A 13,898-nucleotide genomic window follows, 5' to 3' on the forward strand; every position below is an offset into this window, starting at 1 on the left:
CGTCCGATTTAATCCGGGTCATATCCAGCGGCCTTGAAGTAGTTGGCGCATTCTGCGGGCGTAAAAAGGTCGACAACGGCGCCGACTGTATTCCACAAGGCGGAGATGGTCCGCTCGGCCTTGGCGTGCAACAGCGCCTTGAGCTTTTCTGGCCGTACGGATAAGCCGGGTCTATCTCGCGGTCCACCATCCCACAGATGTCTTGGCCAGATGGTGCATTGGTTCTGGCTGGGCGATCCTGTGTTGGACAGCCGCGTTATAGTTTCAGGAAAGGCCGAAGCGGGTGTGACCAGCCGGGAAACTCCACCTTCCGGCGGTCCAAAGAACGGTATCGGATCAAAACGCTCGAGGCTCTAATCGCAGCTGGATGACAGTTCAGTGGCAGGTCAGGGAGTTGTTGGCGTCGCGCCAGGATCTGCAGTGCGGGGAATGCGGCCTCAACGTTGCCCCCATCCATTTACCTATGCGCTCAAGGCACAGCAGAAACGATCGACGTTCGGTGCCTGTCGAACAGCCACTAAAGGACTTCCACTTGCGAGCCTCGCCAATCCAAGGGTTCGATGCGAATTGCACGGCTGTTTAGAATTTCGCGTACCGGCTCGATGAGGTGCTCCTGGAGACCGTCCCTTGCGGTGTCGCTAGTTACCTGAATACGCGCGGCAGGCGCGCCGTGTATCTCGGCGCCGCGACGAAGCATTCGCTCGGCGTCTACAGCCAGAATAAGCGATGCCGCTGCTGCAATGTCGGGCAATGAGACAAGCTCAAGCCGCGTGCGGCTCCGATAGAGTTCGAGGTCGGTGAAACTTGCGTGAAGTGTCCAGGCCGTTGAACATGTCTCGATCGATCGATTGAGAACGATACTCGTTCCCCAACGATTCATTGCATTGATCAAAGCGATCGAGTTTCGCCCATCGAGACCTTTCATTTCCAGCCGTTTTGGTTTCCAGAAATCGCCGTGCGGGCAAAAGTCATCTGCTGCGATACGCAAGCCTTTTGGATGTTCGGGAAACATCCTGTACGCTTCATCAGTCCAGCCTCGAAAGATATCGTAGGGCGAAAGCATGCCGGCCGCGGAAAATCCGGCAATCCACCTGGCATCCATCGGGCGGATTAGGTTTGGTGTAAAATCTGGCATTTCAGTCGGTTGGCCCAGTCCATCTCTGCGCCCGCTTGAATCGGGATGCCATGGTTGGATCGGTTCGTCGACCTCACCGCCTCTCTCGCGGTCGTAGATCAGTCGGCAGGGTACGCCTAGCGAAATGAGGTCTGAAACGCCGTCATGAACGCCAGCAAGTAGTGGATGTCTGCGGGGCCCATAGAGAGCGCGGTTCGTAACCCAGCTCTCCTTCAACCAATTCATTTGCCAATGTCTCGGAGCATCGGGATAGGCGGACAAGAGGTCATCGAGGTGGTCTTGCATCAAGTCATAGCGACCAGCGAACTCGGGACGTCGGGTTGTCTTCAGAGCCAGATCAATATCGCCAACATTTTCCTGCCCCCGCATGACGCTGCCGAAGAGCCAAACCTCATCGACGTACGTGACGGCTTTGGGGTCACGATTGAGGGCTTCTACACTGCGGAGAAATTCATTGAGCAGTGTCTGCGCCTTTGCAATTGGCGTTCGACGTTTCGCCCTTGCATATGCGATCGCTTCACCGCTCTCGGTCACGGTGAGCCTGTCTGCTCCGATCAGCCGTCGATCAAGACACTCTTCAAACACGATTGCCCCATCGCGGCGCAACGGGAAGACCGACCTGAGGTCAATCAAGTTCCCGGGCATTCCCGTTCTCATGAAGCCACGCAATGCTTCTTTGAAGATCGCGGGCCGGTACCCTGCGATCCGCATATCATTGTCGAAGCTGATTCCCACCCCCTGCCCCCTTGTGGGTTGATTTAGAAAACGGCTGAATCGACAGCCAATTCATCCTTGGCAAACTGACAGGTTTCCAACAAGTCTCATCTTGCGCTTTGAGCTGAATTCATCTTGCCGTAAGTGCCGCACGGCTGCGTTTTGATCTGTAGTCAATTCTGGTCAGAGCGAGGAGAAGGCTTGGGAAATCGCGGCCGGTCAGCGCCACTATGTAAGGTGACGCCGGCCCTTGCGCCTGTCAGGCAAGGCCCGACAGAGCTTGATCAGCTTCGCGTAGCCGATGTCATGCCGCCGAATTCAGCGCGAAAGATCATGCAATGGACCGATGCAGCTAGCCCGGCTGCGTCTTCCTTTTCTCCAGCCGAAATGGGAAGACCACAAGACTGCTTTGGAACTGGCAAGGCGACGCGGCAAGGTTGGTGGCCGGGCGAGGTCTTCGATAGCCTCCACGCCTGCCCTGTGACCGTCACTGGTAGCTAAACGCAGCATCCAGAAGGCGGATCACAGGTCGCGACATGAACAACCGACCTCGTTGCGCAGAGGGCATGCCGGGCGGAATTCTCAAGCTGACTCGTTAGCCGGAGGCGGCTTGCTTCTGATTAAGATTCAACTAAAGTGTCCAGATTGACGCGGCGGTTTTTTTGACATCCCGGTATCCAATGAAATTCTCCTGGCTTCATCGCGTTGGTACGATCGCCCTGACTTTCACCGCGGGTTTCTGCGGTCTTGCGGTAGCCCAGGAAGCGAGTGAGGATCTGGCCAAGAAGATCTCGAACCCCATCGCTTCGCTGATCAGCGTACCGTTCCAGTTCAACTATGACAGCGGTTACGGCCCGAACGACGGCTACAAGGCCTTTGTCAACATCCAGGCCGTTATCCCCGTCTCGCTCAATGACAATTGGAACGTCATCTCTCGCACCATCTTGCCTGTGGTCTGGCAGCACGATATAGCCGGCCCCTCCGGCGATCAGTCCGGTCTCAGCGATCTCAACCAGAGCTTTTTCTTCTCGCCCAAGAAACCCAGCGAAAACGGCATCATCTGGGGTGTCGGTCCGGTATTCCTGATTCCGACGGCAACCGACGACCTGCTTGGCGGCAAAAAGTGGGGAGCAGGTCCGACCGCCGTGGCACTGAAGCAGATCGGCCCATGGACAGTTGGCATTCTTGCTAACCACATCTGGTCGTTCGCTGGCGACAGCGAGCGCGCCGACATCAATTCCACCTTCCTGCAGCCATTCCTCTCCTACACAACCAAGGATGCTTGGACTTTCGGAATCAACACCGAGAGCTCCTACAATTGGATCGCGCATCAATGGTCGGTGCCGATCAATCTCACGGTTGCCAAGCTTGTCGTCATCGACAAGCAGCCGGTGAGCCTCGGCGCGGGCTTGCGCTACTGGGCCGCGAGCCCGGACAGCGGGCCTGACGGGCTCGGCTTTCGCGCGAGCCTGACGCTGCTCTTTCCCAAATAGCCACAAGAACCGCAGACCAGAGTCAAGTTCAACAAGGTGTAGTGAGGCCGTAAAGGGGCGAGCTCAATTCCTGGGCGGGTCGCCCACCTACGAAGTTGGTGGCAGCCGAAGATTGGGAACAATGTGTAACTGTCGCTGAAGCCCGCTGCGCCGGGCGTAGGACGACTATCCAGCAAGAGCTCTTTTGGCATAATGTTTGCGAGGCTCGGAGTCCGGGGCCTGATTATCCTTAATCGCGTTCGGTCAAGCCCGTTGTGGTATCTAGCCCGATCGATTGGCCGGTGCAGTCTTTGGGCACTCCAATTTTCCCAGCGCTAGATTCGGCCGGCCTTTTTTGCTAGCGAGACATGATGAGCACTCGACTGCCGCCTGCCTGGTCCAAGCATCTCAAGGTTCAATCCGGGCCAAAAATCACGCCGCCAAAAGCAATGCCTTTGCCGCGCGCGCAAGCCGATGATGTGTTGCTGAGACAGGCTCTTGAACTCCAGAAAGCGGAGCGGCTTCCGGAAGCTGAGGAGCTATGCCATCGCGTTCTCGCACGCTCGCCAAACCACGCCCTGGCTTTGTATATTCTCGGCACGCTTGGGCTTGGCTTCGACGATGAATTGGCCATTAATTATTTTGCCCGCGCTGCCGCACGGGAGCCCAACAACCCATTCTACCAGCTGAGTTTGGGCGAAGCCTGCCTGAAGGTCGGCGACTACCCCCCGGCGATCAAACATCTGCAGCGCGCCTGCGAATTGAAGCCTGATCTGGTAGAGGCCCTCTGTGGCTTGGCACAGGCCTATGCCAAGTTTGACAAGGCCGACATGGCATTGCCTCTCTTCGAGAGGGCACTGGAGATCAATCGCGATCATTCGCAAGCCCGGATTGGCTTGGCGGATACATTTATCAACCTCGGACGGATGGACGAGGCAGCAATCTGTCTAAAGGAAGCCATCGCCCGGCGTATGAACGTGCCTGGAGCCTACCACTCTCTTGTGAATAGTCGAAAATTTTCCACCGAGCCGCCCGAACTCAAGTCCATCCTGGACGAACTTGGCAAACCGGCGATTTCCGCCGACGAGTCGTACGGGTTTCATCTGGCGGCAGGCAAGGTTTTGAACGACCTTGGCCGTTATGACGAGGCGATGGATCATTTTCTCAAGGCCAAGACACTGAAGGCCCGTGATTTTGACATGGATTCCCATCGCAAGCGGGTCGATTCCCTGATCAGGCTATTCGATGCAGACTTTCTGGCAGCCAAAGCGGGGTATGGTAACCCGTCCGAAGCGCCCGTCTTTGTCCTCGGGATGCCGCGCTCGGGCACCACCCTGACTGAGCAAATCTGCTCAAGCCATCCAGACGTTCACGGGGCGGGAGAGCTCACGAAAATGGGGCGAATAGCGGCCTCGCTCGGTTTGAAGCTGAAGCCGGGACAATCTTTTGGAGAGTCAGTACGATCGATGACGATCCAGAAATCGCATGCGCTGGCTGAGGACTATCTATCCTACTTGCGTCTTTATTCGGCTACCGCGCCACGCATTATCGACAAAATGCCTCATAATTTCGAGCTTATCGGTCTCATAGCTATCCTTTTCCCGAACGCGCGATTTATTCATTGCAGGCGCGATGCAATCGACAATTGTCTTTCTTGCTTCTTTTCAAACCTTCAAGAAGGCCACAGCTACAGTTACGACCTTAGGACTCTGGGGCTGGCCTATCGTGAGTATGATCGGCTCATGCGCCATTGGCAGACGATACTCCCGGGAAGAATTTTCGAGAATCGCTATGAAGACCTCATTTCGGACCAGGAAGGGCAATCGCGTCGCCTCATAGATCACCTTGGCTTGACCTGGGACGATGCCTGTCTTCGCTTTTTCAACAAGGCTGGGTCGGTCAGAACGATCAGCCGCTGGCAAGTTCGCCAGCCGATCTACAAATCGTCTGTTAAGCGCTGGAAAAACTACGAAAGCAAGATCCCGCCATTGATCGAAGCCTTGGGCGATCTGGCTGAACGTTGAACAGATGCGCTTCCTGCCGCGTGCACCGATCTCGGACTGCGTCCCAACGTAGGCGGCCCTGACAGAGGCCGAACACCAGCGGCTATGCCAGCGAACAATTTTCTGGCGGCGCCGCGCAGTTCACCTGACATCGCCGCGGTCAGCGTCGAAACGCATGTGCACGCGCCTTGCCCTGATCCGGCCTCCGAGTTGGAAAGCTTTCGCCAACGAAGCGGGCCGCCACGTCGCGGCGGCCGGCGCCCCCACAGCCCAAAGCCCTGGTACCATATGCCACGAAAAAACCCGGCGGTCGCCCGCCGGGTTTCGATTTCAGTCAGACGTAGCTGATTAGAACGAGCGCTGGAAGCGGAGCATACCGCCGATGCTGCTCTTCTTGTCGGCATTCGTCCAGTTGGAGAAGTCGGCGTCGTCGAACTTGCCTGCATTGAGGTAGTCGACTTCGGCCGTGACCGTGAAGCCGGGGACGATGTCGTAAGCGACGTTCGCGGCAACGCCGAGATTCTTCCATTCGTCATACGAGATCTGGGCGTTGAACGAGGTCTTCTCGTTGAACTTGTAGGTGCCACCGCCCCACACTGCCCAGTTGCCGCCCCACTGCTTGTAGAAGCCGCGGCCGCCGGCCGGGATTGCCCAGGTCGCGTCGTTGAGGTTGCCGTCGGAGCCGTAGCCACCCATGACCCACAGAGACAGGGCGCTGGAGACGTTCACGTCCAAGCGGACCTTGCCAGCCACTTCTTCATAGTTGCTGTCATAAGCAACGACGCCGGTGATGGCGCCCCAGCCCTGCGTCCACTTCACGCCGCCGACGACATGCGGAACATAGCTGTCGATCGTGCCGACGACGCCCGCGCCTTCTTCGAGAGAGACCACGGCCGAGAAGCCGTTGCCCGCGTCGAAGTAGTACTGGACGACGTTGGTGTCGAAATCGCCGTAGGGGACGAGCGTATCCTGGATGACGTTGCCGGCGTAGCCGATGAACGTATCGAAGGCGGATTCGTCCTTACCGACGCGCAGGCCACCGAGCTGGATCCAGGCGAAATTCAGCGAGACACCCTTGTTGCCGGCAGGATTGCCCAGGAGATCGCCGCCGGTGGTGCTGGCGCCGTAGGCGTTGCGGTTGCCGAAATTGAAGCGGGTTTCGGTGTAGGTCTTCAAGGTGCCGAGTTCCGTTTCCTGGCCGGTCCAGGTCTTCAGCGTGAAGCGGGCGTTCTTGTACCAGGTTGAGTGCTCGGTGCCGTCCTCATGGTCAAAGGACTTCGCGCCGTCATACGAGCCAACATCGCCCAGGCCGATGTCATAACGGACGTAGCCGCCGATGCGCAGGCAGGTTTCGGTGCCGGGGATGTAGAAGTAGCCAGCGCCGTAGACGTCGCAGATCTTGACGTATTCAGCGGGTTCCGGCTCGGCAACCACGACGGCGTCGGCGGCGCGCGCACCGGAAACTGCGATCAGGGCCGCAGCGGAGCCGAGAAGAAGGCTCTTGATGTTCATTTTCTGACCTCCAGTCAAAAGTTAAAAAACGGGTCTGGGTATTCTTTGCTGAAGGACAGCGTTCCCTGCCCCATCCCCACTACCGAAAAAGATGCGCACCGCGCCGCTCCTTCGAAATCGACATTACCCATGGGGCGGCGGTGTTCAACCACGATCGTACCCGCAATGCCTGGATCCCTGCGCTATCCCAGGGCTGTGTTGCAGAAACGTCACGATTTGGCCTCACTCCGAAAGTTCTCATTAACCATTGGCCCTCTGCAGCTCCTTGCAATCCTGGCGAATCCGGCGACGGGCCGCCGGAATTGCGGCGATGGTCCCGAGTCGTCGGCCAGGGAATTGCCGCAGAAACGCCGCATGGCGAAAGCGTCTAATCAGCAGAAGCCGGCTTCCTAAACCATTGGCCTCGGTGTCGCGAACATGCCGGCAATTCCCTACCAGCGGCGAGGAAGAGGTGGGCGGAATTCGAATGTGGCTTGGGCATCAGCCGCGTATGACCATCTACTATGCGCCAGCCGACCGATCCGCACCAATCGGAGACATCCGCTGAAATGGATCGGCAAGCGACGATCAAACCCCTTTTGTTTTTGCTATTTTTGCGCAACACGGGAGACGAAGAGCGATCCGTCCGACAGCGAGGGCATAGCCGCCGGCCGCTGTGAAAAAGGCCACCAGGAAGGCCCCAAAGGCCAATGGTCCTACCGATCTTGCTCGCTTTACCTTAGCAGGACCTGACGCTCGGCACTGAAGAAGGCACCGCTGCTGCGGGGACAGGCTGTCTGTCCCAGGGCGACGCTTGCCTGCACCGAAACCTCGGGCGAATTGCATGAAGGCGGATGAAGCCTAAGAGGTTATCTGGTAAAGTAGCTTCGGCCAGACCAGTCTCCTGACAGCCAAGGGTGCATTCCTTGTGGACACTCAATCCTCCGGTTAGTGGAAAATCTTGCCGGCCCGCTGGTCTTGATGCTGATTGGCTGAGGAGTGGCTGCGGAAACAAGCAAATCCGCATATTCGAGACATCGGCATCATTCAGTTGGTAGCGGTTCAAGGCAGGCAGTTGACGTGACCACAAGACGACGTTTCTCGCGCAGGGGCAACATTGTTAAGCAGTCCAACCGGCAGTTGCTGGAAGATTCACTGGCCGCTGCCGTGACAAGGCTGATTAGTGAACACGACCCGACGATCGGAAAGCCGGCGCTTAGGATCGCGGCAAAATTGGCTGCGTTCATAGCATCCAGTGTTGCGGTCCAAACGCAGTCTGTTCAGCGCGCCCTGCCAACGGTCGAGGATAACCTTGAGCCTCTCGCTCGGGCACTCATGGTTCAGCTTGTTGAACAGGCGCAAGGACGTTTCGATCCTCGATTGAGCCGCTTCAAGGCGGTGCCTCCTCCGGCTCCATCGCAGTACCCGATCAGTCTGCCAGCTGATTGGGCTGGGCCGGTAGCCGGTCCCACAGTGATAGAGAGACACTTTGGAATACCGAGGTCTACACTCTTCCGCTGGCAAAAACGCGACGAGGCCATTGCACTTAAGACGGGCAGCAGCAGATTTGTTTTCCCCTTGAAGCAGTTCGTTGATGCTCGACCCGCTGACGGGATAGCAGCGTTGATAGCGGTCTTTGGCGACCATCGGTCCACGTGGCAATGGCTGATGTCACCGAACGAAAAATTTGCTGCAACTCCGCCAATCGATGCCCTTCTGAGGGGCAAGGTTGCTGATGTGGTCGCCGCAGCGGGCCTTGCTTCGGAGCACGGCGCTTAGAGCGTCTGGCGCCAGCCTAGCGCGTCGTCCGGCGCTCCGCGATCTGCATAGGCTCGTTGCCGCCAGGATGTGCCTAACCTCCGCTGAAAAACCTGTTCGTCGCATTGCTCAGTAACCGCTGTTCTCAGGCCACGGCCTTGAGTGGCGCGGGGGCGTAGGCCTAGGGCAGCAGGTCGTCGAGCTGGCTTTGCGGATGGCCTGCAACGATGCGGGTGATGACGTCAGCGAGGTAGGCATACGGGTCGACGCCGTTGAGCTTGCAGGTCTCGATCAGCGAGGCGACGGTCGCCCAGTGCACTCCACCGCCGTCGGAACCGGCGAAGAGCGCGTTCTTCCGATTGAGGGCCATCACCCGTTCATTGTGCCCATGTCGGGGACGAACTGGAAGTTCATTATCGCTGGCATCCATATTTTGGCCGAAAGGTCAGCGTGCGGCGTGTGGAGCAGCGGGTAACTGGGCAGTTTCTCAAGGTGCAATCCCCATCGGGCATTGTCGTATCGATTCCAGGCTGGATGGTGGATTCAGCCGCTTGCGCGGGCATGACATTTGGCCCGCCACAGGTTGATCTCACGGCCTTGTCTGATCTGAAGAGGCTGGTCATGCCGGTCGCTGTTTCCACAAACTTCCCAAGCGAGAATGGAATCGCACGGGAGAAAGTCGATGAAACAGCACAACGTGCCTGCACCGACCTCGGGCAGGCAGATGAGCCTGATATTCGAACCCCACAGGCTGGAGGGGATGAACGAAGTGGAGCGGGCGAAGGCCTTGCTGACGCTCGCTCAAATCCTCATGCAGGCCGCCGGTCTGATCGTCGAGGAGCTCGATGATGACCAGCACTGATCTGATCCCAACTGCGCTCTTGAAGCGCAAGGCCGTCGTCTATGTACGCCAGTCGACGCAGTCCCAGGTCATGACCAACCTGGAGAGCCAGCGACGGCAATATGATCTGGTCGACATTGCGCGACAGCGCGGCTTCGCCGATATCGAAGTCATCGACGACGATCTCGGCCGATCAGCAAGCGGAACAGTGGCGCGCCCCGGCTTCGATCGGCTGGTTGCATGGTTGTGCGCGGGCAAGATCGGCGCCGTATTGTGCCTGGACGCATCGAGGCTCGCACGCAATGGGCGGGACTGGCATCATCTGCTCGAGTTGTGTGGACTTGTCGAAGCCCGAGTCATCGACCACGATGGCGTCTACAACCCCTGCCTGCCTGTCGCGCGTAGATTTGAGACTGGCGGTAGAGCGGAAGGTGGTCGGCGTACTTGCCGACCAGCACATGGGCGACGGTCGCTTCGGTCGGGATGCCGCCTTCGATGAGACGCGATGGAGCCGGCGTCTGTACCACGACCTCCTCGCAGCTCCGGCAGGCATACTTCGGCCGGCGCGTGGCGATCACGCGGAACTGGGCCGGCACGATGTCGAGGCGCTCGGAACGATCCTCGCCCATGACGTGCAGCATTCCCTTGCAGCACGGGCAGACCTTGTCGGGGATGTCGATGACCTGCTCGATACGCGGCAGGTGCGCGGGCAGTGAACCGCGGTTGGCGCGGCGCTTCCTGGCGCGAGCCTCGCGCTTAGCAGGATCGGCGGCGTCCTCTGCGGCGAAGCCTTCGGCCTCAACCTGCTCTATCTCTTCCAGACCCAGCAGCAGTTGGTCGATGGGCAGGCTCTCTGCCCTGCGGCCGAAGCGGTGACGCTGCAGCTCCTTGATGATCTGGCGCAACCTCTCGTTCTCGGCGCGCTCCGCCGCGAGCATCGCCTGAAGCGCGATCGGATCGTTGGTCAGCAGGTCGGCCGGGCCGTTCACAAAGCCGATTCAATCATGCATTCCAATGCTTTGCCAGCGCCTTGGCCATCCGTTGAATCAACTTGCCGCGACCGGCGCGCGTGTCTCGCGGGCGTCATGCACGCGCCGCCAGTCCAACCCCTCCAGAAGCTCCTGCAACTGCGCCGCCGTCAGCCTGACCACGCCATCGGTGATGGCAGGCCAGCAGAACTTCCCGTCTTCCAGACGTTTCGCCAGCAGGCACACGCCGGTGCCGTCGAAGTAGACGAGCTTGACCCGGTCGGCGCGCTTGGCCCTGAAGACGTAGACCGCGCCGGAGAACGGATCGGCACCCATCGTCTCGCGCACCAGCGCGGCCAAACCCTCGGCCCCTTTGCGGAAGTCCACCGGCTTCGTCGCCACCATAACGCGCACGGCGCCGGTCGGGCCGATCACGACGCGCCCTTCAGGGCGCGGATCACCACCGCCACCGTCCTGGCGTCGGCGCCACGACCGACCCGCATGGCGACACCGTCAATCTCCAGCTCGATCACGCCGGCTTCTCGCGCGGCCTTTCGCTTCCGCGTCGATCTCGCGTGCTTCCCCGCCGGTTCGGGCTCCGGTGCCGCGACCACTGCTGGAACAAACAATGGCTCCGGTGCCGGCGCATTCGCCAATGGCACCCGCGCGGACCGGCGCCAGGCGAACAGCTGCTGCGGGGACAACGCATATCGCCGGGCCACCGCGCTCACGGTCTCGCCGGCATCGTAGCTTTCCGCCACAATCCGCGCTTTCTCCTCCGGCAGCCATTCGCGCCGTCGGCCGGAACCCGTGAACACTTCGAAACGTCGCGCCGGCTCAGGATCGCTGGACTTAAGCGTAAGCTCTGAAATCGTCATGTGTCGAAGCCCTCAAAGGCTCCGAACATCGTCGCTCACGACCACGAGCGAAAGGTGGCGGCGGAACAGCGCTTACATTGCTCACGCGGGTCGGCGCAGCTTTTTGATCTGAGTCAACTCTGGTTGGTCAATTCAAGCTACTATTTTGCTAGCGCTAATTTTGCTCTGAGTAACGCGCCGGTACTGCAAATAGTGGGGCTTCGCCTTTGGAGGCGGTGCACATCTCAAGGGGAAATATTATGAGTGAAGACGACAAGAAAAGCCGCTCGCATCTTCCAATGCGGAACACAACGCCCCCGGGTCACATCGCCTACGATGCGAAGGATCCCGATCACAAGACGGCGCCGATCGAGCAGTTGCGGCCGCCCAAGGGCGCGCCCAACGTGCTGATCGTCCTGATTGACGACGCCGGATTCGGTGCATCGAGCGCCTTCGGCGGCCCGTGCCAGACGCCCGCGGCGGAACATTTGGCGTCCGGAGGGCTGAAGTACAATCGCTTCCACACCACGGCGATCTGCTCGGCAACACGGCAAGCGCTGTTGACCGGCCGAAATCACCACTCCGCCGGCATGGCCGGCATCACCGAGATCGCTACTGGCGCGCCGGGCTATTCCTCCGTGCTGCCAAATTCCATGGCGCCATTGGCCAAGACGCTCAAGCTGAATGGCTACAATACTGCGCAGTTCGGCAAGTGCCACGAGGTGCCCGTGTGGCAGACGAGCCCGGTCGGACCTTTCGATGCCTGGCCAACGGGCGGCGGCGGTTTCGAATTCTTCTATGGCTTCATTGGTGGCGAGGCAAACCAGTGGTACCCGACCCTTTATCAGGGCACCACGCCGGTCGAACCGAACAAGAGCCCCGAAGAGGGTTATCACCTTGTCGAAGACATGACCGACAAGGCGATCGGCTGGATTTCGCAGCAGAAGGCGCTGGCGCCCGACAAGCCCTTCTTCGTCTATTTCGCGCCCGGCGCAACCCATGCTCCACACCATGTTCCGAAGGAATGGGCCGACAAGTACAAGGGAAGATTCGACGAAGGCTGGGATAAGCTGCGCGAAGAAACCCTCGCACGGCAGAAAAGGCTTGGCGTTATTCCTGAGGACTGCAAGCTCACGCCTCGGCCAAAGGAGACGCCGAGTTGGGATGAAATGCCCGATGCGTTCAAGCCTGCGCTGCGCCGCCAGATGGAAGTTTACGCAGGTTACCTGGAATACACAGACCACCATGTGAGTCGGCTCTTCGAAACTCTGAAGCAACTTGGCGTCGCTGACGACACGCTGATTTACTACATCATTGGTGACAATGGTGCCTCTGCGGAGGGTTCGATCAATGGCTGCTTCAATGAGATGAGTTATTTCAATGGTTTGCAAGCGTTTGAGACCCCCGAGTACCTGACTGCGCGGCTGGATAAGTTGGGTGGGCCGGAGTCCTATAATCACTATGCTGTAGGCTGGGCGTTTGCCATGAACACGCCTTACCAGTGGACCAAACAGGTGGCGTCCCATTGGGGCGGCACGCGCAACGGTACAATCATCCATTGGCCGAAGGGGATTACAGCCAAGGGCGAGGTTCGCTCTCAGTTCAGCCACGTGATCGATGTGGCGCCAACGATCCTTGAGGCGGCGGGGATCCCTCAACCAGTCGCGGTGGAAGGCATTCAGCAGGACGCGATCGAGGGAACGAGCATGCTCGGCTCCTTCACTGACGCCAAGGCGCCGGAACATCATGAAACGCAATATTTTGAGGTCATGGGCAATCGCGGCATCTATCACAAGGGTTGGACTGCGGTGACCAAGCACTACACGCCTTGGATCACAGCCCCTCGGCCCCCACTCGACGAAGATGTGTGGGAACTCTACGACACCACCAAGGATTGGAGCCAGTCCAAGGACCTTTCCAAAGAGTTTCCCGACAAACTACGTGAATTACAGCGCCTATGGCTGATCGAGGCCACACGTTACAAAGTGCTGCCGCTGGATGACCGCATGACGGAGAAGATGAACCCTGATCTCGCCGGACGGCCCGTGCTGATCAAGGGTAAGACCCAACTCCTGTTCCCTGGCATGGGGCGCTTATCCGAGAATTGCGTCCTTAACATCAAGAACAAGTCGCATTCCGTTACCGCCCAGATCGTGGTTCCCGAAAATGGGGCAGAGGGCGTCATCATCGCTCAGGGAGCAAACATTGGCGGGTGGAGCCTGTACGCCAAGGGCGGCAAGCTCAGGTATTGCTACAACTGGGGCGGCCTTAAGCACTTCATTGTCGAGGGAACGTCGCCGATCCCGGCGGGTGTGCATCAGGTGCGGATGGAGTTTGCCTATGAAGGCGGCGGTCTGGGCAAGGGCGGCAAGGTGGCCCTGTACACCGACGGTCAAAAGGTCGGCGAGGGCACGGTGGAGGCGACCTTGGCGGCCGTTTTCTCGGCTGATGACGGCCTGGATGTCGGCGAGGACACCGGTGCGCCCGTTTCCCCGGACTACGGTTCCACCGGCAACGCATTCAACGGCGAGGTCAAGGGAGTGCAGCTTGCCATCGACGAGGCTGCCGAAGACCTCGATCACCTGATAAATCCGGAGGATGCCATCCGCATGGCGATGGCGCGGCAGTAGGCAAAGCCAAGGCGGGAGCGCATCGTGCC

At 59.1% G+C, this 13,898-nt stretch carries 10 protein-coding genes and 4 pseudogenes; 7 read left to right on the plus strand and 7 right to left on the minus strand.

From position 1 onward, the window contains the following. Window positions 1–8 precede the first annotated feature (8 nt). Window positions 9–146: pseudogene (locus BLS48_RS35975) on the minus strand (IS630 family transposase); the annotation flags it as partial. A gap of 14 nt (window positions 147–160) precedes the next feature. Between BLS48_RS35975 and BLS48_RS36330 the strand changes: the two are divergent. Beyond that, window positions 161–262 carry a phosphatase PAP2 family protein gene (locus BLS48_RS36330; RefSeq protein WP_420871210.1) on the plus strand — a complete coding sequence of 34 codons (102 nt, stop codon included), beginning with the start codon at window positions 161–163 and terminating at the stop codon, window positions 260–262. A gap of 255 nt (window positions 263–517) precedes the next feature. Here BLS48_RS36330 and BLS48_RS24120 read toward each other — a convergent pair whose 3' ends face one another. After that, window positions 518–1,870, minus strand: coding sequence for a hypothetical protein (locus tag BLS48_RS24120; RefSeq protein ID WP_143019494.1), 1,353 nt, complete (start codon window positions 1,868–1,870; stop codon window positions 518–520). Between the two features lie 659 nt (window positions 1,871–2,529). Here BLS48_RS24120 and BLS48_RS24125 point away from each other — a divergent pair. Next, window positions 2,530–3,342 (plus strand): hypothetical protein, encoded by an 813-nt coding sequence (locus BLS48_RS24125; RefSeq protein ID WP_091583106.1) that lies wholly within the window; start codon window positions 2,530–2,532, stop codon window positions 3,340–3,342. A 350-nt stretch (window positions 3,343–3,692) separates the two neighbouring features. After that, complete coding sequence (locus tag BLS48_RS24130; protein ID WP_091583213.1) at window positions 3,693–5,345, plus strand: tetratricopeptide repeat-containing sulfotransferase family protein; 1,653 nt, start codon at window positions 3,693–3,695, stop codon at window positions 5,343–5,345. Between the two features lie 327 nt (window positions 5,346–5,672). On the opposite strand, the gene BLS48_RS24135 is transcribed toward BLS48_RS24130, so the two are convergent. Beyond that, entirely contained in the window at window positions 5,673–6,836 is a 1,164-nt protein-coding gene (locus tag BLS48_RS24135) for a porin (protein ID WP_091583109.1), read from the minus strand. Window positions 6,837–7,895: 1,059 nt separating this feature from the next. Here BLS48_RS24135 and BLS48_RS24140 point away from each other — a divergent pair. Next, window positions 7,896–8,594: an antitoxin Xre/MbcA/ParS-like domain-containing protein gene (locus BLS48_RS24140; RefSeq protein WP_143019495.1), complete on the plus strand. Its 699-nt coding sequence runs from the start codon at window positions 7,896–7,898 to the stop codon at window positions 8,592–8,594. A gap of 160 nt (window positions 8,595–8,754) precedes the next feature. On the opposite strand, the pseudogene BLS48_RS24145 reads toward BLS48_RS24140, so the two are convergent. Next, a pseudogene (locus tag BLS48_RS24145) lies at window positions 8,755–8,949 on the minus strand (transposase domain-containing protein); the annotation flags it as partial. Between the two features lie 306 nt (window positions 8,950–9,255). Between BLS48_RS24145 and BLS48_RS35770 the strand changes: the two are divergent. Continuing rightward, on the plus strand, window positions 9,256–9,435 hold the full coding sequence (locus BLS48_RS35770; RefSeq protein WP_023703238.1) for a hypothetical protein: 180 nt from the start codon (window positions 9,256–9,258) through the stop codon (window positions 9,433–9,435). Next, window positions 9,422–9,808: pseudogene (locus BLS48_RS24155) on the plus strand (recombinase family protein); the annotation flags it as partial. The gene BLS48_RS35770 and the pseudogene BLS48_RS24155, both read left to right, overlap by 14 nt. On the opposite strand, the pseudogene BLS48_RS24160 reads toward BLS48_RS24155, so the two are convergent. The 3 genes and pseudogenes from BLS48_RS24160 to tnpA form a co-directional block, all read right to left on the minus strand. Beyond that, window positions 9,807–10,352 (minus strand): annotated as a pseudogene (locus BLS48_RS24160) (transposase domain-containing protein); the annotation flags it as partial. The pseudogenes BLS48_RS24155 and BLS48_RS24160 sit on opposite strands and share 2 nt — an antisense overlap. A 108-nt stretch (window positions 10,353–10,460) precedes the next feature. After that, window positions 10,461–10,787, minus strand: a complete 327-nt coding sequence (gene tnpB / locus BLS48_RS24165; RefSeq protein WP_425284742.1) for an IS66 family insertion sequence element accessory protein TnpB — start codon at window positions 10,785–10,787, stop codon at window positions 10,461–10,463. Window positions 10,788–10,813: 26 nt separating this feature from the next. Then, window positions 10,814–11,260: an IS66-like element accessory protein TnpA gene (gene tnpA / locus BLS48_RS24170; protein WP_091583120.1), complete on the minus strand. Its 447-nt coding sequence runs from the start codon at window positions 11,258–11,260 to the stop codon at window positions 10,814–10,816. Between the two features lie 239 nt (window positions 11,261–11,499). Between tnpA and BLS48_RS24175 the strand changes: the two genes are divergently transcribed. Next, a complete protein-coding gene (locus BLS48_RS24175) occupies window positions 11,500–13,869 on the plus strand; it encodes an arylsulfatase (protein ID WP_091583123.1) in 2,370 nt (789 codons plus the stop codon). Window positions 13,870–13,898 lie beyond the last annotated feature (29 nt).

It is taken from the genome of Mesorhizobium qingshengii (genome assembly GCF_900103325.1).
Classification (GTDB): domain Bacteria; phylum Pseudomonadota; class Alphaproteobacteria; order Rhizobiales; family Rhizobiaceae; genus Mesorhizobium; species Mesorhizobium qingshengii.

What these genes read in the sequence shown, in the direction of transcription:
- BLS48_RS24125 (WP_091583106.1), top strand. Translation starts at nt 2,530, where the DNA reads ATGAAATTCTCCTGGCTTCATCGCGTTGGTACGATCGCCCTGACTTTC.
- BLS48_RS24130 (WP_091583213.1), top strand. Translation starts at nt 3,693, where the DNA reads ATGAGCACTCGACTGCCGCCTGCCTGGTCCAAGCATCTCAAGGTTCAA.
- BLS48_RS24135 (WP_091583109.1), bottom strand. Translation starts at nt 6,836, where the DNA reads ATGAACATCAAGAGCCTTCTTCTCGGCTCCGCTGCGGCCCTGATCGCA.
- BLS48_RS35770 (WP_023703238.1), top strand. Translation starts at nt 9,256, where the DNA reads ATGAAACAGCACAACGTGCCTGCACCGACCTCGGGCAGGCAGATGAGC.
- tnpB (WP_425284742.1), bottom strand. Translation starts at nt 10,787, where the DNA reads ATGGTGGCGACGAAGCCGGTGGACTTCCGCAAAGGGGCCGAGGGTTTG.
- tnpA (WP_091583120.1), bottom strand. Translation starts at nt 11,260, where the DNA reads ATGACGATTTCAGAGCTTACGCTTAAGTCCAGCGATCCTGAGCCGGCG.
- BLS48_RS24175 (WP_091583123.1), top strand. Translation starts at nt 11,500, where the DNA reads ATGAGTGAAGACGACAAGAAAAGCCGCTCGCATCTTCCAATGCGGAAC.